Genomic DNA, 20,523 nt, shown 5'->3' with positions numbered 1-20,523 from the left:
CGCTCATGAGCGCTGATTTCACGCGCGCCACATAAGCCTTACATTAAAAAAGAACGTACAGAAGCTTAGTGTGTTTCTGCACGTTCTGGGGAGTTTGCCCCCTATAGTCCGGAGTTCACTACCAATTCGTCGGAAGGCTGGCCGCCCTTCGACTTCGGGTAGGCCTTGGCGAGAGCGGCGGGGAAGCGTTCGGCGCGCTGACTGTTGCCCTCGGGGCCGTAGTGGGCGAAATCGCCCTCGGCGAACCACTCGGGCTTCGCCTCGGCAGCCCAGTCGTAGATCCGCAGGTTCGGGTAATCCTTCTGCGCGTCACGCAGCGCTTGGTTGAACTCCTCCATGTTGGAGTTCGCGTAGTAGCCCTCGTTGGTGTTGGTGGTGACCGTCGGCCACATGACCTTCTGGTCGCCCAGAATGTCCATCATGATCTTGATACGTTCCGGGGCAGCCAGGTTTGCGCCCGCTGCGTAGTTCGCAGCATCGTTTACACCAGTAGCGATCACCCAGCAGGTATCCGGGCCAGCGGCGGTAGGCAGTAGCTCCTTTACGGAGTCGATCGCCGGTGGGTAGCTCTGCGTGCCGTCTTCGGACTGCCAGCCCTCGGTGGTGTTGCGCGCGCCGAAGACACTGTCGATGACTTCCTCGGCACCGTACTTCAGATACGTCTCGAAGGCAGTGTTCTCGGGATCATTCACCATGTCGTTCGCAAACATGCCGATGGACGTGGAATCACCGACGTGCACCACGCGCTTACAGCTCATCAGCTTGGAATCCGGTTCCTGGTCCACGGGGGAAGCAGGCCCTTCCGCGGCGGGGTTCGGAGAACCTGCAGCCTTTCCAGCGCCACCCGGACGCTGCGACGGATCCAGCTCCATCGCTGGCTCGCCGCCCTTGCCCGCGCCAGCTTCCTGCTGAGATGCCGTGGGGTTGATGCCAATGGGCGTCGCACCAATAGCAACCACCGCGGCCAGCACCACCGCGGCACCGGAAGTGAAATAGGTGGGGAAAGGTTGTCGGAAGATACCCGACCGTGCGCCTGAGTTCTCGTTGTTGTCGCCAACCTCACGGTCTGCTTTGCGGCTGCGCAGCCATGCCTTGACCGGCGGGATCACGCCGTGCTTGCGGATCGGATCCTCGATAAGCGTCCAACTGATGGCGGCCAGCGCGACGCTCACGCCAATGGTGATAAGGCTGGCCAGTAACTTGTTGTTCTCCAACCACGACTGCGGTATGAAGGCAATCGCAGGCATGTGCCACAGGTAGATGCCATAGGAACGCTCGCCGAGCCAGCGGATGGGACCAAAGCCCAACACCCGGCTCCACAGGCTATCTGGATGCAGGACGGAGAAAATCGCCAGCACAGAAGCAACGGAAAGCAGGATCAACCCGCCGTGGTAAAGGAACATCGACTCCTGTTCCACCAGCACGACGAGCGCAACGATGCCCGCCAGGCCGATAAAGCCGAACAGGTTCGCGGTGGTTTTCGCAGGCTCGGTGGATTTTCCTGCTTGGCGGCGGGAGGATAGCCAGATCGCCAGGCACGCACCCAACAGAAGGGCTCCGGCGCGGGTATCGGTGCCTTCGTATGCGCGGGTGTTGTCCATCCCCGGGGCGGCCAGCTTCCACATCCAGGCAAAAGAAACTCCCGTCAGCAGTAAGGTCCCAACCAGCGCACCAATCCGCGAACGGGTTATAACCAGCAGCGCGAGGAGCACCAGGGGCCAGAAAAGGTAGAACTGCTCTTCGACGGATAGTGACCACATGTGGCTCAGCGGGCTCGGTCCGCCGAAGTTATCCCAGTAGGACTTCTCTTGGAAGATGGTGTGCCAGTTGTTCACGTAGAACAGGGCGGAAAGTGCCTCCCAAAAGCGCTCGGTGAGCTCGTCACGAGCGAGCGCCGCCGTCAGGATCAGGGTGGCGATCAGTGTGACAATCACCGCCGGCATGAGGCGCCGGAATCTGCGCAGCCAGAAGGTGCGGAGCGTCAAGTTGCCCTTCTTATCCCACGAACGCATGAGGTTCGCGGTGATGAGGTAACCCGAGAGCGTAAAGAACACGCCCACGCCCATGAGGCCTCCGACGAAGCCGGGAACGTGCAGGTGATACAGCACAACCACAGCAACTGCGATCGTCCGCAGGCCATCCAGTCCGGATACGTACCGCTGATTCTTGTTTATTGGGCGAGGCATGTGAAGCGAATGAACCTTTTTTTCAAAAATGAGGTGCTTATGAGGTTTTATGGGCGCCGCCGGCGCGCCTTTACAGACTACGCAGTCTAGCCCTTTGGAGAGCCTTTGGGAAACGATTTTCTGGACGCCCCTACGTGGGCGCGTGTTGGGGTTTGGTTCGAACGCAGGGGAGAGTGCGCTGCACACTTATCATGGGAGATATGCGCACTCTCTATACCGTCCAGGACATCCGCACCGCAGAGTCTGCTTTGTTCGCCCGCGAGCAGCGGGAGGACGAGCTGATGCAGTCCGCTGCGCACGCAGTGGCGGTCGTGACGGAGAAAATACTCGCTCAGGCAGAGGCGCCGGCGGGCGCTGCAGAGGATTCCGTGTTGCTGCTGGTCGGTCCAGGCGGCAACGGTGGCGATGCCTTGTACGCAGGTGCAGTTCTTTCGATGCAGGGAAAGAAGGTTGAGGCCTACCCGCTCGAAGGCGCTGATAGCGTGCACGAACGTGCCGCGCGGGCGTTCACGGCGGCCGGTGGAAGCTTCGTCGGTCTGGAACACGCAGACAGCTATCGCGTGATCGTCGACGGGATGTTTGGCCTCGGCGGACGAGGCGAGATCCCTGTGGAGGTCGATGAATTCTTGCGGGAGGCCCAGGGGGTTCGCATTGGCGGGAAGCGCCGGGTGCGCGTGCTAGCCATTGACATTCCGAGCGGTGTGGTTGCCGATACTGGGAAGACGCCGGGCAGGCATGTTCGTGCCGACGTAACCGTCACCTTCGGTGGCCTGCGCCGAGCGCACGGCCTCAGCGCTGCGTGCGGCGCGGTGCTGTGCGAAGACATTGGACTAGACGATGGCTCCACGCTCTCTGCAGAGCTGGCGAAAGCCGAAAACCTCCAAAGCGCCGAAAATGCCCAAAGCGCTGTCTCTTTGTGGCACACGCCGGTCGAGCGCCTCGCGTCGGAGGAAATGATCGCGCAGCTACTCGGCAGCCCGGAACCACTGCCCGGGGAACTGCCCAGCGAACCAGGCGCAGTGGACGATAAGTACTCCGGCGGGGTAGTGGGTATCTGCGCGGGCAGTAAAGACTATCTGGGAGCAGGCGTGTTGGCCACACTCGCGGCGGTCAACACCACCAGCTCGATGGTGCGCTACATCGGCGAACACCCTGAATACGTTTTGGCCACCACCCCGGAGGTTGTCGTGCACCCCGCCGTCCGCGGGGCGGGTCAGGTGCAGGCGCGCATGGTGGGCTCAGGTCGCGGCACTGACCGCGATGCTCGCGAAGAACTGCTCGCCGTTTTAGACATGGTGCAGCCCTTGGTTTTGGACGCCGACGCGATCACCGTCCTAGCGAAGAACCCAGACGTTCTGGAGATCCTACGTACGCGTAACGCTCCCACGCTGCTCACCCCGCATGATGGGGAATTCGACCGGCTGGCGAAGGCAGCCGGGCTGCCGGAGGAGTCACCGGACCGGATAACCTCCACTGAGCGGCTGGCCCGCGAGCTGAATTGCACGGTTTTGCTAAAAGGACGCTTCACTATCATCGCCAACCCAATGCGCACCGTGGTTGTCGACACTGCGTCCTCCTGGGCTGCCACTCCTGGCTCCGGCGACGTACTCGCGGGCATTCTGGGAGCATTGGTCGCGCGCGACGCCGGCAAACGGGCTCGGGCCACTGGATACCTAGAAGCCGGGCAGTACGAATCGGAAGCGCACGAGGCTGACTACGTGGTCGATACAGCTGCGGTTGGTGTAGCGATCCACGCTGCGGCGTCATATATATCTTCCCTTACACCGTACGGTCCGGCACCGACCTCAGCACTGAAGATCGCACAGCACATTCCGCATGCAACGGCATGGCTGGGCACAGTGGCGCAGGGGTAGAACCCTGGCCGTGTGGGGGCCAGATCGCGCATAAACACAAAACCAGAATCCAATAGCCAAATCAGAATCCAATAGCAGGGAATAGCAGGGAGAGGAAAAGCAGCAATGGATCGGAAAACCGCATTGATCACCGGCGGCACTCGAGGCATCGGCCTGGCGATTGCCCGCGAATTGCAGGATGACTACCACCTGATCATCGGTGGCAGCTCGGAGAAGGCCCACGACGTTGCCGCGCAGTTCCCGAGTGCACAGGGCTTCGTGGCGGACCTTGCTGATACGGAAGGTATTGGTGCGGCCGTGGCAGAGCTGGGGCTGGAAAGGCTCGACGTGTTGGTGCACTCGGCAGGCGTGGTGGCGCACGATCCGGTCACCGAAACCACTCCTGAACAGTGGAAACACGCCTTTGACATCAACCTGTTTGCCGTTGCGGAGCTCACTCGGCAGCTGCTCGATGCACTGCAGGCGGCTCACGGCACTGTAGTGACGATCAACTCCGGCGCGGGCTTCCGCTCCAGCGTGGGCTTTGGCCCGTACGCCACCACGAAGTTCGCTCTGCGCGCCTACACCGATGCGCTGCGGGAGGAGCAGCGCGACAAGATCCGAGTGAGCTCTATTCACCCGGGCAAGGTCGATTCCGACATGCAGCGCCAGATCCAGACCCACCGCGGCGTGGCCGAAGCGGATTACGACGAAACCCAGTACCTGCGCCCGGAATCGGTGGCGAAGGCCGTGCGCCTGGCCATTGATGCGACAGACGATGCCATGGTCGAGTCGCTGACGATCCGCCCGGTCAATGGGCGCTAAGTATTGCATGGCACGCCCAGATCCAAACCGCATCCTGGACTGCGCCATTGTCGGCGGCGGCCAGTCCGCCCTCGCCACGGCCTTCTATTTGCGCCGGGAGGGAAGGCGGGGCCGCAAGGCCCCTGACTTTGCGGTGTTTGATGATCAGCTGGAGCCGGGCGGGGCCTGGCGGCACATGTGGCCGTCGATGACGTTGTTCTCCGCCACCAACTTCTCCAACCTCCCGGGCATGCCGATGCCCAGCTACGACGGGCCTAAGGGCTATCCACCGCCCGACCATGTGGTGGACTACCTGCGGGAATACGAGCGTCGTTACGATCTGCCCGTCGTCCGCCCCGTCCATATCGAACGGGTGGAGTTCGACGACTCGACCGGGCTGTTTCATCTGCATGCCCGCACAGCTGGCGGCGCCTCCCGCACCTTGCATTCCCACACCTGGCGCGCCCGCACCGTCGCCGCCGCCACGGGCACGTGGTCCGCGCCTTTCGTTCCCTACTATCCGGGCGAGTTTGCCGGGCGACAGTGGCACACCGCCTCCTATCCGGGGCCGGAGCCATTCGCCGGTTCCACCGTGGCCGTCGTCGGAGCGGCGAACTCGGGTGCGCAGATCGCCGCCGACCTGGCCGATGTCGCCGAGGTCACCTGGTTCGTCCGCCATCCACCGCGTTGGATGCCTGACGACGTCGATGGCGCGGAGCTCTTCCGCCGCAATCGCGAACGCTACCTTGCCATCTCGGCGGGTAGGGAAGACCCCGGCGCCGATTCCAACCTGGGAGACATCGTCATGCTCCCCGCAGTCCGCCGCGCCCGCGATACCGGCCGCCTGCGCCCCACGCCGATGTTCTCCACCCTTGATGACGTTTCCGCCGACCACCTCATCTGGTGTACCGGGTTCCGCCCCGCCCTCGGCCCTTTTCGCGGGTTGCTCTCTTTTCGTGGTGACGCCCCCTCGCCCCAGCACCCCGGCCTGTTCCTCGTGGGCTATGGCGATTGGGTGGGTCCCGGTTCCGCCACCATCACCGGCGTAGGAGTGCACGCAAAAAGGGTGGCCGCCGAGGTAGTGGCGGCCACCCGAGGGTGACAGTCGTGCGAACGTCGCGCGGCGGAAGACGCAGCTACGGCAGCATGCGGAAGGTCTTGCCGGCCTTCAGCAGTGAGAGCATGGCCTTGGAGAAGCTCTTCCGGCTAAGGGACTCCGGCCCGCGGAAGTACATGAAGCGCTGCGAAGTGACGTTCTGTGTTGCCGTGTACTTCTGCAACCCCTCCGCGCCATGGCGGTGGGAGACACCGGATTCCTTCATGCCACCCATGGGGTTGTCGATGGCCGCCCAGCTGGAGGTGTAGCCATCGTTCAAGGCCACGGAACCGGACTCGATCTTCGGGCCGATCTTCCAAGCAGTGTCATCGGCGGCAAATACAGAGGCGTTCAGGCCGTAGTCCGTGTCATTGGCCAGCTCGATCGCGTCGTACAGGTCTTCTACCGGCTCGATGTAAACCACCGGGCCGAAGACCTCCTCGGTACGCAGCAACGCATCCTCCGGAACGTCCACCATTACTGTCGGCTCGTAGAAATACGGGCCTAGGTCCGGACGCTTCTTTCCACCACACAGGATGTTCGCGCCCTTCTCGCGGGCATCTTCGACGTACTTCTCCACGGTCTCCAGCTGGCTAGCGGAAGCCAGAGAGCCCATCTGTGTCTCCCACTCGAAGCCACTGCCAAGGCTCATGGACTGCACGCGAGAGGTGAAAGCGCCCACAAAATCTTCATAGGACGCGCGCTCGACATAGATGCGCTCGATGGAAACACACAGCTGGCCGGAGTTAGAGAAGCACGCATCGATAGCGCCGCGGGCGGCGTAGCTGATGTCCGCGTCATTGGCAATAATCAGCGGGTTCTTACCGCCCAGCTCGGCCGAGTAGCCGATCAGGCGCCGGCCAACCTGCTCGCCCAAAACCTTGCCCGTTGCAGTGGAGCCAGTGAACATCAAGAAGTCGCACTGATCCGCAATGGCGCTACCAACTACTCGGCCGGAACCGGTAACTAACTGCACCAGGTCGCGCGGCAGTCCGGCGTCAAAAAGAAACTTAAAGACCAAAAGCGAGGTAAACGGCGTAGCAGAGTCGGGCTTAGCGACCACAGCGTTTCCGGCGAGAAGCGCGGGGATCGCGTCGCCAATGCCGAGGGACAGCGGGTAATTCCAAGGGCTGATTTGGCCAACAACGCCCAGCGGATGACGGTACTCAACGGACTTCGCCATGATCGACATCGCCGAGGCGCGCTTGCGCGGCTTCATGAACTTCTCGACATTGTTGGAGTAGTAACGCGAATTGTTGGCGACGTCCATGACCTCGTCGAAGGAGCTGGCGCGGTTCTTGCCTGTCTCTAGCTGCACCATGTCGCAGAGTAGGTCGGCGTTTTTCAAAACCAGGTCGTGGAAACGGCGGAAGATGCGCTTGCGCTCGGCGAAGGGGACATGCACCCAAGACTGCTGGGCGCGACGGGCGAAGCGGAATGCTTCGGTGACATCGTCGGCGTCACCGCTGGCAACCCAACCGATCGTCTCCCCGAGGAAGGGAGCCTCGATCTCCAGGCGCTTGCCGTCGTAGTCGTCATTGAGGTTGTGTAGGCGGGCGTTGGTGGTGAGTTCGCGCAGCTCTAATTCCAGGTCGGTGGGCAGAGCGGCTACGGATAGGCGCTTATAGTTGGTTCGTTTCATGTTTGGGACACTACCTAAAAGGCCGGGAGAGTGTGTTCGATCTAGAACATTTCTAAGCAAATGGATGGGCAGGTTGATGGCCCGTGAATGGGTGCCGGTGAATGAGGTGCCCGCTAATGGGGTGTACGAGCGTGACCCCTGCTCGGGGGAGAGCGGATTCTGTTTGTGGGAACCTTTGAACAGGCTTAGCCGTTGGTAGGATGTACGCGAAAGCGCCGGCGACCAATTCCCGAACTAGTCCCGACCAGTTCCTAGGCGCCGGCACAGACAATGACCAGCACAATTTTGGAGTACTGAAGAATGAAGAGCTCGAACCCGTTCATGGGGTCGCTGGCCAAGAACCAGGGCCAGCACCCGTTCGCACAACAGGGCAACCAGGGTGGCTACGGCCAGCAGGGCGGTTACGGTCAGCAGGGAATGAACCCTTACGCAACCTCCGCGCACGGCGGTGTTCAGACCGCCGCTATGGGCTACGGCATGCAGGATGCGGCTAACTACGGCCAGGCCGGCAGCGCCGACCGTCCGATGACCGTCGATGACGTGGTTACGAAGACCGGCATCACGCTGGCCGTGATCATTGCTCTGGCGGTGGTGAACTTCATCATCGGCCTGAGCTACTCTGGCATCGCGATGGGCCTAACCTTCGTCGGCATGATCGGTGGCCTGATCGCCGTTTTGGTTTCTGCTTTCGGCAAGAAGTACGACTCCGCGCCGGTCACGCTGACCTACGCGGCTTTTGAGGGCTTGTTTGTTGGTGGCTTTACGTTCCTGGTGTCTGGTGCTGCCGTTGGCGATACTGACGCCGGTATGCTCATTGCCCAGGCGGTTCTGGGAACCATTGGCGTGTTCATCGGCATGCTGTTTGTATACAAGACCGGTGCTATTCGTGTGACCCCGAAGTTCACTCGCTTCCTGGTTGCGGCCATGATCGGCACCTTGGTTCTGGCACTGGGCAACCTGGTGTTTGCACTGGTTACAGGGTCCGCAGGTGCCCTGCGAGACGGTGGCCCGATCGCCATCATCTTCTCCCTGGTTTGCATCGGCATTGCTGCCATGAGCTTCCTGTTGGACTTTGACCAGGCTGACCGTCTGGTCCGCGCTGGCGCTCCGTCGAAGATGGCTTGGGGTGTAGCGCTTGGCCTGGCCGTTACTCTGGTCTGGCTGTACACCGAGATCCTGCGCCTGCTGTCTTACTTCAGGGACTAGCATTTCAGCGCCTGGCGCCGAGCTTTGGAGCCTGTGCATTAGGTGCCTAAGTTTTAAATTCTGAGGCGCTGTAGGTTGAGGGGCTTCCGGTTAACCGGGAGCCCCTTTATTGCTGCCCATAGGAGAGGCTGTCGCATGGGGGCGGGAAAGTTGGCTGTCGGTGCGTGGGAGAGCGGCGACTTGGACGCCGGTGTGCGGGAGAGCAGCGACTTGGCTGTCGGTGTGCGGGGGAGTTTTGCAGCTTGGGCGGAGGAATGTCGTTAGATCGGGAATGCGTGAGCGCGGCCAGTCAGCCTGATAAAACCGCAACGTCCTGACCTGCACTTTCTCGAAGTTGCAAATAGTTTGCAAGAACGCATTCCCGTTCTAGCGACATCCACCCCGGTATAGCCCTGATTTGGAGGGGTTCCCTCCTGCGTATTCCCGATCTGACGACACGTCTCCCTGTATATTCCCGATCTGGCGACATCTGGAGGTTTAACCTCTTTCAGGATGGGGCTAAGGGGAATGGCGGGGTAGAGAAAAGTGAGTGTGGGGCGGGAAATGTCGGAAAAGATGCAGGTCTCAGGCCTAGATGTCGGAAAAGTTGCAAAACAAAATTTCCAGCTTACGACGCGTGAGTAACAAAACACTCTGACCTGCGGGTTTAGGTAAGTGGGAATGTCTTCCAATAATAAATTGCAACTTTTCCGACATCTAACCGCTCAGAGGGGTCGCAATGGCCGCTGCCTGGGTGGGAGAGGTGCCGCCGGGGCGAGTGCCGGGCGCTGTCGGGCATCATTGGGCCCTGCAGGGAGACCTGAAAACAGAGGAAAACAAGAAAGGGCGCCCGAAGGCGCCCTTCTCGATAAGTATCGGCCGCGATCAGCCGTCCAGCGCCAGCAAAGTAGTAATTGTGCCGCTAGCCGCCGGAAACTACTGATCCGCGCGCGGAACGTCCAGGTCCGGGTCGTAAGGCTCAGCCGAAACGATCGTCACAGATACAGTATCGCCGGCAGGGGTCTGGTACTCGCGGGTCTCGCCAACCTTGGCGCCGACGATGGCCGCGCCCAGCGGAGCATCGGTGGAGTAGGTCTCCAGGTCCGGGTTGGAAGACTCCAGGCCACGGGTACCGATCAGGAAGGTCTCCTTATCGTCCTCGTCGCCGTCGTAGTAAACGTGGATCACGGAACCAACCAGTGCCACGCCGGACTCCTGCGGAGCCTCACCGATGGTGGCGCTATCCAGCAGCTCCTCCAGGTAGGTGATGCGTGCTTCCTCCTGGCCCTGCTGTTCGCGGGCTGCGTGGTAGCCGCCGTTCTCCTTCAAGTCGCCCTCTTCGCGGCGCTCGTTAATCTCGGCTGCCAGCACCGGACGGTTTTCCTTCAGAGCCGTCAGTTCTGTATTCAGTCGGTCGTAAGATTCCTGGGTCAGCCAGCGAGTCTGGTTCTCGGCCATTGGGTTCTCCCATCTTCGTTGAAGGTTGACGCGGTCTCTCACGTGGGCGTCAATAAATTATTAAGTAGGCGTGCAAAGTGTAGCACCTGGGCGCCAGGCTACCCGGGCTGCCCGGCCTAGTCGCGCGGGTTGGGTTAGTCGCGTGGGTCTAGGTGTGGCGGCAGCGTGGCGGAGCAACCGTAGGCGGTGGCTGCGTAGCCGCGCTCGCGGGTGGGGATGTCCACCAGGAAGCGCTCTACTTCTTCTCCGCCGCGGGGGATGACGAACTCGCGGCGCCCAACTTCGTTTTTGTCGTAGTCCAGAGCAGTGACGATGCAGTACGCGGGTTTGGAGGGATCCTTGCGGGTGACGTCGATGCTCATGGTCATGCGCTCGTCCGAGACGATTTCGCCGCCGGATTCTTGCGCTGTGACGTCCGCCTCCGAGTTGCGCATGAACTGCGAGACCGCATAAGCAAGCGTTGCCGCCAACACTACGGCAAGGATTACTACAACGATTTTCCCGGAGAATTTCTGGTTGCGCGTTTCGCCGTAGCGCTCTTTTTGGATGCTCTTTTTCGCCGCGTTCATGATGTCTCTAGTCTAGCCCACCCTTTTACTATTGACGCCCACGTCCCCGGCCTGCCTGGACCGGTGGTTCTATTGGGTAGGTGCGGACTGGGTAGTAGATTGTATTGGCGTGAGTGAAAAGACATCTTCCGCAGATACGCAGCGTTATCGCTTGTTGGCGATTCATGCGCACCCGGACGACGAATCGAGCAAGGGTGCGGCCACGATGGCTCGTTATGTCGACGAGGGGCACCGGGTGAAGGTACTGACGTGCACCGGTGGTGAACGCGGGGACATCCTGAACCCAGAGATGCAGGAACTGGCCGAGCAGGGCATCGGTGAGATGATTGAGGTGCGCCGCGAGGAGATGGCCCAGGCGGCTTCCATCCTGGGCGTGGAGCATGAGTGGCTGGGCTATGTGGATTCCGGGCTGCCGGAGGGCGACCCGAAGCCGCCGCTGCCCGAGGGATGTTTTGCACTGGAAGACACGGATGAGGTTACGCAAAACGTAGTACGAGTGGTCCGTGAGTTTCGCCCGCACGTCATCATCACCTACGACGAGTACGGCGGTTACCCGCACCCGGATCACATCAAGGTGCATGCGGTTTCCGTTCGTGCTTGGGAGGCTGCCGGCGATCCGAACTACCACCCGGAGCTGGGCGAACCGTGGGAGGTAAAGAAGCTCTACTACACCCATGGGTTCATTCGCGAGCGCTTTGAGAACCTGGCTACTGCCATGTATGAACGCGGCGCGCAGCTGCCGGAGCAGGTTCTGCAGCACTTGGAGATGTGGAGGCAGCTGCCGGATATTTTCTCTCGAGTGACCACTCGCGTGAATGTTGCTGATTGGTTTGAACGTCGCGATGATGCGTTGCGTGCTCACCGCACTCAGATTGACCCAAAGGGAGCGTTCTTCCTGGCGGATATGGACTTGCAGAAGCAGGTGTGGCCGACCGAGGAGTTCGAGCTTGCGCAGTCGCGTGTGAACAGCGAGCTGCCAGAGACGGAACTCTTCGCCGGTTTAAGCGAGGCAGATTAGCGCAGCGCTGCGGCAGATTAGCGCAGCGCAGGGTTTCCCCACTGGTGGGCGACAAACTAAAGTTAATGGGCAGATAACAAGAAGGAGTTTCCAGCGATGAACACCGCCACCTGGATCATTGCGCAGGCAGAGCGCACCGGCCCGAAGGGGGCCGAGTTCGGTAAGGCAGCCCCCGTGGGCCTGTTCGTGATTGTCATCTTGTTGCTGGTTGTGCTGCTCATCGGCTTCGCCATGAACAAGCGCATCCGCCGTCTCGAGCGCCGTCAGGCGTTTGCTGATGCGCGTGGCATTGACCTTTTCGACACGGAGAAGCTGGAAGCAGCGATGAAGGCCGAAGGGTTCGACGAGACCGCAGGTAAGAGCTCTATGTTTGCCCGTACTGAGGTGCCGCAGACCGATGAGCGCTTTTTGCCCTCCTCCGGCACTCTGACCGGCCCCGCAGCTATTGACGCTGAACGGGCGCGGGCTAAGGGCGTCAACAAGGACGGCGAAGAACCCCCGAACCAGCATCAGTAGGATCAACACTGTGAACCGCATCCCCCAGCTGCTATACCCAGCCTACGAGGCGAGCCTAGCGCGCTCGCTGCGCGAGAAACCACGCCCGAAGCACGTTGCCATCATGGCCGATGGCAACCGCCGCTGGGCGCGCGAGAACGGGTTCACGGATGTGTCGCACGGCCACCGGGTGGGCGCTAGGAAGATTGCGGAGATGTGTGGTTGGTGTGATGAGCTGGGGATCGAAACCGTTACGGTGTACCTGCTCAGCACCGAAAACCTGAAGCGCTCGCCAGAGGAGCTGTCGTTGTTGTGCAGCATCATCGGTGATGTCGCGGAGGAATTGGCAGATTCTGACGCCGGGTTCCAGCTGCGTACCGTTGGCCACCTAGAGCTGCTGCCTGAACAGCTGCGTACTCGCCTAGAGGAAAACCAGGCCAAGACGAACGATCACACGGGCGTGCGCGTGAATGTGGCCGTGGGCTATGGCGGGCGCCAGGAGATCGTGGATGCGGTGCAGACCCTCGTGGCCGAGCTGGCGGAGCAGGGGACGGCGCCGGAGGATATGGCAGAGGCAATCACCGCCGAGGCGTTGGGGAATCACATGTACACCTCGGGGCAGCCGGATCCGGACCTGGTGATCCGCACGTCGGGGGAGCAGCGCCTATCTGGTTTTCTGCTGTGGCAGTCCGCGTACTCGGAGATCTGGTTTACCGATACCTATTGGCCGGCCTTCCGGCGCGTGGATTTCCTGCGAGCACTGCGCGACTACTCGCAGCGGCACAGGCGCTTCGGGCTATAAGCGGGGGATAACCGGCGATAGGGGTGCGGGCGATAACTGCCCGCGATAGCGCGCGGGGGGCTAGATCTTCCGCATCCGCACTTTCTGCACCAGGTGGTCCGGGCCCTTGCGCAGAACCAAGGAAGCACGCACGCGGGTGGGAAGGATGTTCTCCATCAGGTTCGGCAGGTTCACGGTCTGCCAGATTTCCCTAGCGACCACGGTGGCCTCTTCATCGCTGAAGTTGGCGAAGTGGTGGAAGTGCGCCTTCGGATCCTTAAACGCAGTGTTCTTCAGGCGCAGGAAGCGGTCGATGTACCAATCCTCGATGTCCTCGCGCCGGGCATCGACGTAAACGGAGAAATCGAAGAGGTCGGAGACCATGAGGGTGGGGCCGGTCTGTAGAACGTTTAGCCCCTCGACGATGAGGATATCCGGGCGGTCGACTGTGATGGCCTGGTCCGGAATGCGGTCGTAGGCCTCGTGCGAGTACACCGGAGCCTGCACCTTCTGGGTGCCGGACTTTACCTTGGTGATGAAGCTCAGTAGTTCCGCCTGGTCGTAGGACTCCGGGAAGCCCTTGCGGTGCATGAGCTTGCGGCGCTCGAGCTCTGCGGTGGGCAGCAGGAAGCCATCAGTGGTTACGAGGTCCACCCGCGGGTTTGTCTCCCAGCGCTGCAGCAGAACCTGCAGCACGCGGGCGGTGGTGGACTTGCCGACGGCGACGGAGCCGCAGACGCCGATGATGTAAGGGATCGGCGGCATTGCTTCGCCGAGGAACGTTTCAGTGGCGGCGTTGAGCCTGCGGTGCGCTTCGACGCGTAGGAAAATCAGGCGGGACAGCGGGAGGTAGACCTCGGAGACTTCTTCCAGGTCGATTTCATCGCCGATGCCGCGGAGCTGTTCCAGTTCATCTTCGGTGAGGACCTGGGGCATCGACTTTCTTAAGGTGCGCCACTGAGTACGGTCCAGCTCAATGTAAGGGCTGGGGGAAGTCATAGCACCCATTGTGCCCCGAAAATGGGGCAAGGTGAAATTGGATCGCCATGGGTTTGTCATGGAGCCGCAGTGGGATCGCAATGGTTTGGCAGTGAGGTGGGTGTGGGCTGGGGTTGGGCTGGGGTATGGGTTGGGTATAGGGCGCTGTGGGTACTCGCTATGATAGTGATGCAGATAAGCAACCGGTTTTATCTTTCTTAGATTCATCCACAATGGAAGGCCTTGGTAGACGTGACTTCTCCGCAGAATTCGTCCACTCAGAACTCACAACAGCACAACACTCCTTTGGCGGAGCTGGATCCCCAGGTCGCAGAAGCCATCGCGGGTGAGCTGCGCCGCCAGCGCACCACCCTGGAGATGATTGCCTCGGAGAACTTCGTGCCGCGCGCCGTGCTGCAGGCACAGGGCTCTGTTCTCACCAATAAGTACGCCGAAGGCTACCCAGGCCGCCGTTACTACGGCGGCTGCGAGCACGTGGATGTCATCGAGGACCTGGCCCGCGACCGCGCTAAGCAGGTCTTCGGCGCGGAGTTCGCCAACGTGCAGCCTCACGCCGGTGCCCAGGCCAACGCAGCAGTCCTGATGTCCCTGGCTAACCCGGGTGACAAGATCATGGGTCTGTCCCTGGCACACGGTGGTCACCTGACCCACGGCATGCACCTGAACTTTTCCGGCAAGCTCTACGAGGTTGCCGCTTACGAGGTGGATCCGGAGACCTTCCGTCTGGATATGGACAAGATCCGCGAGCAGGCCATTGCAGAAAAGCCACAGGTGCTGATCGCCGGCTGGTCCGCCTACCCGCGTCACCAGGACTTCGCAGCCTTCAAGTCCATTGCCGATGAGGTTGGCGCGAAGCTGTGGGTGGACATGGCTCACTTCGCTGGCCTGGTTGCCGCAGACCTGCACCCGTCGCCGGTTCCGCACGCTGACGTGGTTTCCACCACCGTCCACAAGACTCTGGGTGGCCCCCGTTCCGGCATGATCCTGGCTAAGCAGGAGTACGCCAAGAAGCTGAACTCTTCCGTCTTCCCGGGCCAGCAGGGCGGCCCGCTGATGCACGCCGTCGCCGCTAAGGCTGTGGCCATGAAGGTGGCACAGTCCGACGAGTTCCGCGATCGTCAGCAGCGCACCCTCGAGGGCGCGAAGATCCTGGCGGAGCGCCTGAATGCTCAGGACACGAAGGACGCTGGAGTACAGGTGCTCACCGGTGGCACCGACGTGCACCTGGTGCTGGTTGACCTGCGCAACTCTCAGCTGGACGGCCAGCAGGGCGAAGACCTGCTGCACGAAGTTGGCATCACCGTCAACCGCAATGCTGTCCCCTTCGACCCGCGCCCGCCGATGGTCACCTCCGGCCTGCGCATCGGTACCTCCGCCCTGGCCTCCCGCGGCCTGGATACCGAGGCCTTCACCGAGGTCGCAGATGTCATTGGTACCGCTCTGGCTGGCAACGCGGACATCGCTGCACTGCGCGCCCGTGTGGACAAGATCGCCGAGGACTTCCCGCTGTACGAGGGCCTGGAAGACTGGAAGCTCGTCTAAGAAGCCCAGCGGCTTCAAGACAAGCGGCTCCGAGAAAACCGGCCTAAAGAGTAGAGGTTTAGCACTATGGTCAGCACGCAGGCGAAGGATGCAATCATCGTCGTCGACGTTCAGAACGACTTCGTCGATGGTTCCCTGGGAACCGACCGGGGACTAGAAGTGGCGCGGGGGATCAACGCCTGGCTGGGTGGCCTAGTGCACGCCGAGGGTGAAGAAGCGGAAGCTAGTGACGGCTCTTCCGTGGCCTCCCGCCCACTCATCGTTGGCACAAAGGATTGGCACATCAAGCCCGAAGGCCACTTTGCGCCAGAAGGGGAGGAGCCGGACTACAAGGACACCTGGCCGGTTCACTGTGTAGCCGACACCCACGGTGCGCAGGTCTGTGCCGAGCTGAATCCTGAACTCGTGGACGTCTGGTTCCACAAGGGCGAATACACCGCTGCCTACTCCGGCTTTGAAGGCCACCTTGCGGGCGAGGAGCAAACACTTCAGCAGTGGCTAAACTCCCACGAGGTAGAAAACGTAACGATCGTGGGCATCGCCACCGACTTCTGTGTCCGTGCCACGGCGCTGGATGCAATGAATGCTGGGTTACACGTGCGCGTCATCGAGCAACTGTGCTCGGCGGTGACTGAGCAGGGCGGCAAGTCCGCTATTCAGGAGCTGGAGGACGCAGGCGCGGAGATCATCCGCGACTAGGCCATCTCCCACGCATTGCTTTCGTGCTAGCCGGCAATTACGGTGTCCGGTCGCCGCGATAGCTTGCGAGCCCCGAATGCTGCCCAAACGACGTGCAGAAGTAGCAGAACGAGCAGGGCGGCGCTGATGGTGTCCATCCATCCCAAATCCCACGCCAGCAGCGCGGAATTTGTGGATTTCTCGGCTAGGGTGTGGGTTCCAAGACAGCACGTACCCACGGGGAAGGTGCTGGCCCACCAGGTGGGGTTGTAAGGCATGGGGGCACCGCCCAGGGCCGTTCCCCAGTGCTGGCATATGGCGTAGCAGGCGAGGGGAATACCAACGCTCAGCATTACTATGCCGTAGACCATGGCGCGGAAGTGCCACTGTTCGCCGGCAAGCAACTGTGCGGCCACAGTGGACTGGCCGACGAGGCCCAGCGGAATCCACGCGGTGGTGGCGAACTGGGTGGGGATGGTTGGGAAGGTGCGCGCGTAGACGAAGGCAAATGTCGGTACTGCCGTCACCCAGGCCAGGGCAAAGCAAGCGACGCCAATTCCGTGCACAGCCGAGCCCCACGCGCCAGCATGAGGTGCCAGCTGAGCCGAGGCAGTAGCAGCAACCATGGGCGCGACCAGGGGCAGCCCCCAGGTAAAGGCGGGAGCTGGGCGGCTAACAAAGAGGTAGCGGATGAACTTCACGCACGTGATTGCGCCAAGGACGGTCCCGACGGCCCAGCAGAAGGCGTGAACCAGCCAAGCACCGAAGATGAGGGAGTATGCACTGCCCAAGGCGAGGATGCCCATGGAAGCCATTCCCCATGCCGGCATGGCGCTCGAGTGGAAACCCGGGTTGCGATGTCTATGGAACCCTACGGTGAGAGCCAAAGCGAGGAGTGTCGCCGCGCCAAGCATTAGCTCGGCAGGGAGGTGCCCCAGCGTTGAGCTTAAGTGAATGTCCATGAGTGACGCCGTGATGCCCAGCCCCATCACCGCTCCGGCCCAACCGGGGCCTAGGGGCGGTAGGTCGGGCTTGCTGTGCTTCGTATTCATATTCTTGAGGCTAGGCAGTGCTCGGCAGTAGCGGGAGAGTGTATGTGCTGGACAGGGTTACAATGAATGCATGTACCCCCAAAGGAATCTTGATAACGAAGGGGATTCTTTCCCTGCTCGACGTGGCTATGTTCCTGACGCCCTCACAGTAGATTCCGTCCTCGCTGTCGCTCGGTATGGAGGCATGAACCGGGCCGCAGAGCATCTGAACGTCTCGCAACAGACCGTCAGTATGCGCATTGCCAAGTTGGAAAAACACCTAGATGCGCGCATCTTCTGGCGCGGAGCCGCAGGGAGTTCCACCACGGAGGTAGGCCGCCAGGTCGTCCGCGTACTGGAGAGCCTAGAGGACGCGCTCGACGAATGCGCTCGTGGCCTTGAAGAAGCACTGGGAGAAGGCGTTGTCGAAGAGGTTAAACTCGTGGCCTCGAACACCGTGGCGGAATTGGATTACCCACGCTGGGCAGCGAAGTATTTGCGCATCAGCCCACAGACCCATCTGCATATGCGGCAACTCAATAGCCAAGGGGCGCAGCGCCAGGTTGTCCAGGGCCAGGCGGAACTTGCGGTAGTAGAGGGAAACTGGGTCTCACACGAACTGCACCAGCGGGTGCTGGGGCACGATGAACTGGTGGTTGTCGTGCCTGCAGAGCACCCCTGGGCGCAGGCCAACGATCATGGTCATTCGGACACTAAGCCGGGGAAAACGGCGTCAAGAGAAAAAATAGTGACGAAGAACGAGTTGAAGTCCACACCTTTGGTGCTACGCGAACCGGGAAGTGGTACCAGGGAAGTGGTGGAGGCCGTTTTGGGCGAGCTCGCTCCACCGGCGGGGGAATTCGGTTCCCTGGGAGCGCAGCGCACGGCAATCGGTGCGATCGGGGCGCCAGGGGTGATCGCGCGAAGAGCCGTAGCGTCGCAACTAGCTACTGGGCAGTACGTGGAGGTTCCGGTGGTCGGAGTCAAGTTTGACCGGCCGCTGCGAGTGGTGTGGAGCTCGAAGAACCGCCTCTCCGAGCCGGCCCTCCGTTTCCTGAAGTTCCTTGCGAGCCAAGCTGACGGGCAGATGGCCTAGAGTTTGTTCTATGACTCAGGACACTCCAAACTCTGCTAACTCTCCAAGCACTGCCGCTGCGTCGACTCCGACGGGCGACATCGTGCAGGTCTCCACAGTTGGAGCCGTACGCTACATCACGCTGAACCGCACGGGGGCATACAACTCGTTGAATCAAGAACTCCGGCTCGCACTGATCGAGGCATTCCGGAATGCGCAAAAGGATTCCGAAGAACTTGGCTCCGCGGTGCGTGCCGTGGTTTTGCGCGCCAACGGCAAGGCGTTCTGCTCCGGCCAGGATCTGAAGGAACAGCTGCGGGATACGCAGAATCGCACGGGGATGGAAAAGGTGGTGGAGGAGTACAACCCCATGACTGAGCTCCTCGCCGGGATCAGCGTGCCGACGATCGCCGCGATTCAGGGGCCGGCGGCAGGTGCGGGCTGGGGACTGGCAATGGCCTGCGACTTCCGCGTGATGTCCACAGCAGCCTCTTTCAAGGGCGCCTTCACGGGTGTGGGCCTGGCGGCGGACTCGGGCCTGTCACAGACCCTGGTGGACTGCGTGGGGCGTGCGAAGGCTCTGCAGTTGCTGCTCCTGGATCGCAAAGTGCCCGCCGAGGAAGCCGCAGAGCTGGGCCTGGTAGAGCAGCTTGTAGAGCCGGCGGATCTCGAAGCGACCGTGGAGAAGCTGGCTAACAACTTCGCCGCTGGCCCGACCGCGGCATATAAGGAGATGAAGGCGCTGGTGAAGAACACCGCGGCGATTAGCGATGCTGCCGCGGCGGAGGCGGAGGCACAGCTGCGCCTGTTTAACACCGCCGACCATAGCGAAGCGGTGGCCGCCTTCCTAGGAAAGCGACCACCGCAGTTTAAGGGGGAGTAGGGCCCCGTAGGGCTGGACCTAGTAGAGCTAGGCCTTAGTTCTCACCCTTGGCCAGGCGGCGAGAGATGATCTCGATCATGATCTCGTTCGGGCCGCCGTAGATCGGCTGGACACGGGAGTCCAGGTAGTGGGTGGAGATCGGGTACTCCAGCATGAAGCCGTAGCCGCCGTGCAGCTGCAGGGCCTCGTTTACAACCTCGATCTGCAGCTCGGTGGTCTGGTACTTAGCCATTGCACCGGTGACCTCGTCCAGGGTGCCGTTGACCTTCTCCATGATGCAGGCATCAACGAAGGACTGGGAGCCCTGGATGTTGGTGGCCATCTTGGCCAGCTCCCAACGGTATGCCTGGTGGTCGATCAGGCGCTGACCGAAGGTCTTGCGATCCTGGGAGTGCTTGTAAACCAGATCGAATGCGCGGCGGGAGGTAGCGATGGAGCCCACGGCGATGGACAGACGCTCCTGAGCCAGGTTGGTGCGCAGGTAACCGAATGCTGCGCCCTCTTCGCCCAGCAGGTTCTCCTTCGGAACGCGGGTGTCCTCGAAGGACAGCTCAGCGGTGTCCTGGGACTTCAGGCCGACCTTCTTCAGCGGGCCGGTCTTGGTGTAGCCCTCCATGCCGTCCTCAACGATCAGCATGGAAACGCCTGCGCGGCCCTTCTCCGGGTTGGTCACGACGACCAGCAGGGTGAAGTCTGCCTGAACACCGTTGGAGATGAAGGTCTTTGCGCCGTTGACGATGTAGTCGCCGTTCTCGTCCTTCTTAGCGAAGGTGCGGATGCCAGCCAGGTCGGCGCCTGCGCCCGGCTCGGTCATTGCCAGTGCGGCGATCTTCTCACCGGCACACAGCGGCTTCAGGAAACGCTCCTTCTGATCGTCGTTGCCGAAGCGCTGCAGGTAAGGAATGACCAGGTCGTTGATGGTCTGGATGCCCACGATGACGGAACCAGAGTCAGCCTTAGCCAGCTCCTCGGTCAGTACAGCGTTGAAGCGGTAGTCGTTCTCCATACCGCCGCCGCCGAACTGTTCCGGTGCCATCATGCCCAGCAGGCCCTGCTGACCAGCCTTCTGGAACATCTCACGGTCGCAGTAGCCCTGCTCGTGCCAGCGGTCAACGTTCGGGGCGATCTCGGCCTTCACGAAGTCCGCGCAGGCCTCGCGGAACATGTTGTGCTCTTCTTCGAAAATGTTGCGTGGCAGGAAGTTCTTCATGGGTTCCTTTCAAACCAA

At 61.4% G+C, this 20,523-nt stretch carries 18 protein-coding genes; 11 read left to right on the top strand and 7 right to left on the bottom strand.

The genetic code is table 11. The features are described from left to right. Nucleotides 1-101 precede the first annotated feature (101 nt). Nucleotides 102-2,186, bottom strand: coding sequence for an acyltransferase family protein (locus tag CJEIK_RS07925; RefSeq protein WP_005293348.1), 2,085 nt, complete (start codon nucleotides 2,184-2,186; stop codon nucleotides 102-104). Nucleotides 2,187-2,386: 200 nt separating this feature from the next. On the opposite strand from CJEIK_RS07925, the gene CJEIK_RS07920 reads away from it, so the two are divergent. The 3 genes from CJEIK_RS07920 (at nucleotide 2,387) to CJEIK_RS07910 (ending at nucleotide 5,945) form a co-directional block, all read left to right on the top strand. Beyond that, nucleotides 2,387-4,060 carry a bifunctional ADP-dependent NAD(P)H-hydrate dehydratase/NAD(P)H-hydrate epimerase gene (locus CJEIK_RS07920; protein ID WP_158076089.1) on the top strand — a complete coding sequence of 558 codons (1,674 nt, stop codon included), beginning with the start codon at nucleotides 2,387-2,389 and terminating at the stop codon, nucleotides 4,058-4,060. Between the two features lie 105 nt (nucleotides 4,061-4,165). Next, complete coding sequence (locus CJEIK_RS07915) at nucleotides 4,166-4,864, top strand: SDR family oxidoreductase (RefSeq protein ID WP_005293344.1); 699 nt, start codon at nucleotides 4,166-4,168, stop codon at nucleotides 4,862-4,864. A gap of 7 nt (nucleotides 4,865-4,871) precedes the next feature. Further along, on the top strand, nucleotides 4,872-5,945 hold the full coding sequence (locus tag CJEIK_RS07910) for an NAD(P)-binding domain-containing protein (RefSeq protein WP_034964439.1): 1,074 nt from the start codon (nucleotides 4,872-4,874) through the stop codon (nucleotides 5,943-5,945). Nucleotides 5,946-5,979: 34 nt separating this feature from the next. Here CJEIK_RS07910 and CJEIK_RS07905 read toward each other — a convergent pair whose 3' ends face one another. Then, nucleotides 5,980-7,581, bottom strand: coding sequence for a succinic semialdehyde dehydrogenase (locus CJEIK_RS07905; protein WP_005293336.1), 1,602 nt, complete (start codon nucleotides 7,579-7,581; stop codon nucleotides 5,980-5,982). Nucleotides 7,582-7,881: 300 nt separating this feature from the next. Between CJEIK_RS07905 and CJEIK_RS07900 the strand changes: the two genes are divergently transcribed. Next, entirely contained in the window at nucleotides 7,882-8,787 is a 906-nt protein-coding gene (locus tag CJEIK_RS07900) for a Bax inhibitor-1/YccA family protein (protein WP_005293335.1), read from the top strand. A 915-nt stretch (nucleotides 8,788-9,702) separates the two neighbouring features. On the opposite strand, the gene greA is transcribed toward CJEIK_RS07900, so the two are convergent. Together greA and CJEIK_RS07890 are read right to left on the bottom strand one after the other, a co-directional pair. Continuing rightward, nucleotides 9,703-10,224, bottom strand: coding sequence for a transcription elongation factor GreA (gene greA, locus CJEIK_RS07895; RefSeq protein ID WP_005293329.1), 522 nt, complete (start codon nucleotides 10,222-10,224; stop codon nucleotides 9,703-9,705). A gap of 134 nt (nucleotides 10,225-10,358) precedes the next feature. Further along, on the bottom strand, nucleotides 10,359-10,793 hold the full coding sequence (locus tag CJEIK_RS07890) for a DUF4307 domain-containing protein (protein WP_005293327.1): 435 nt from the start codon (nucleotides 10,791-10,793) through the stop codon (nucleotides 10,359-10,361). Nucleotides 10,794-10,902: 109 nt separating this feature from the next. Between CJEIK_RS07890 and mca the strand changes: the two genes are divergently transcribed. The 3 genes from mca (at nucleotide 10,903) to CJEIK_RS07875 (ending at nucleotide 13,108) form a co-directional block, all read left to right on the top strand. Next, on the top strand, nucleotides 10,903-11,811 hold the full coding sequence (gene mca / locus CJEIK_RS07885) for a mycothiol conjugate amidase Mca (protein WP_034964433.1): 909 nt from the start codon (nucleotides 10,903-10,905) through the stop codon (nucleotides 11,809-11,811). 96 nt (nucleotides 11,812-11,907) lie between these two features. Further along, on the top strand, nucleotides 11,908-12,327 hold the full coding sequence (locus CJEIK_RS07880) for a hypothetical protein (protein ID WP_005293323.1): 420 nt from the start codon (nucleotides 11,908-11,910) through the stop codon (nucleotides 12,325-12,327). A gap of 10 nt (nucleotides 12,328-12,337) precedes the next feature. Further along, entirely contained in the window at nucleotides 12,338-13,108 is a 771-nt protein-coding gene (locus tag CJEIK_RS07875; RefSeq protein WP_005293321.1) for an isoprenyl transferase, read from the top strand. A gap of 60 nt (nucleotides 13,109-13,168) precedes the next feature. Here the strand turns inward: CJEIK_RS07875 and coaA are convergent, their stop codons facing one another. After that, a complete protein-coding gene (gene coaA / locus CJEIK_RS07870) occupies nucleotides 13,169-14,095 on the bottom strand; it encodes a type I pantothenate kinase (RefSeq protein ID WP_034964429.1) in 927 nt (308 codons plus the stop codon). A gap of 222 nt (nucleotides 14,096-14,317) precedes the next feature. Here coaA and glyA point away from each other — a divergent pair, with 222 nt between their 5' ends. Then, nucleotides 14,318-15,628 carry a serine hydroxymethyltransferase gene (gene glyA / locus CJEIK_RS07865; RefSeq protein WP_050760809.1) on the top strand — a complete coding sequence of 437 codons (1,311 nt, stop codon included), beginning with the start codon at nucleotides 14,318-14,320 and terminating at the stop codon, nucleotides 15,626-15,628. 66 nt (nucleotides 15,629-15,694) lie between these two features. Beyond that, complete coding sequence (locus CJEIK_RS07860; RefSeq protein WP_005293311.1) at nucleotides 15,695-16,327, top strand: isochorismatase family protein; 633 nt, start codon at nucleotides 15,695-15,697, stop codon at nucleotides 16,325-16,327. A 26-nt stretch (nucleotides 16,328-16,353) separates the two neighbouring features. Here CJEIK_RS07860 and CJEIK_RS07855 read toward each other — a convergent pair whose 3' ends face one another. After that, nucleotides 16,354-17,358 (bottom strand): SLAC1 family transporter, encoded by a 1,005-nt coding sequence (locus CJEIK_RS07855; RefSeq protein WP_005293310.1) that lies wholly within the window; start codon nucleotides 17,356-17,358, stop codon nucleotides 16,354-16,356. A gap of 70 nt (nucleotides 17,359-17,428) precedes the next feature. Here CJEIK_RS07855 and CJEIK_RS07850 point away from each other — a divergent pair, with 70 nt between their 5' ends. Both CJEIK_RS07850 and CJEIK_RS07845 read left to right on the top strand, forming a co-directional pair. Next, nucleotides 17,429-18,433, top strand: coding sequence for a LysR family transcriptional regulator (locus tag CJEIK_RS07850; RefSeq protein WP_077536232.1), 1,005 nt, complete (start codon nucleotides 17,429-17,431; stop codon nucleotides 18,431-18,433). 10 nt (nucleotides 18,434-18,443) lie between these two features. Beyond that, entirely contained in the window at nucleotides 18,444-19,295 is an 852-nt protein-coding gene (locus CJEIK_RS07845; RefSeq protein ID WP_005293305.1) for an enoyl-CoA hydratase/isomerase family protein, read from the top strand. Nucleotides 19,296-19,329: 34 nt separating this feature from the next. Here the strand turns inward: CJEIK_RS07845 and CJEIK_RS07840 are convergent, their stop codons facing one another. Further along, on the bottom strand, nucleotides 19,330-20,505 hold the full coding sequence (locus CJEIK_RS07840; RefSeq protein ID WP_005293301.1) for an acyl-CoA dehydrogenase family protein: 1,176 nt from the start codon (nucleotides 20,503-20,505) through the stop codon (nucleotides 19,330-19,332). Nucleotides 20,506-20,523: the final 18 nt, after the last annotated feature.

It is taken from the genome of Corynebacterium jeikeium (assembly GCF_028609885.1).
Taxonomy (GTDB): domain Bacteria; phylum Actinomycetota; class Actinomycetes; order Mycobacteriales; family Mycobacteriaceae; genus Corynebacterium; species Corynebacterium jeikeium.
This window is presented reverse-complemented; position numbering and strand designations above follow the sequence as displayed.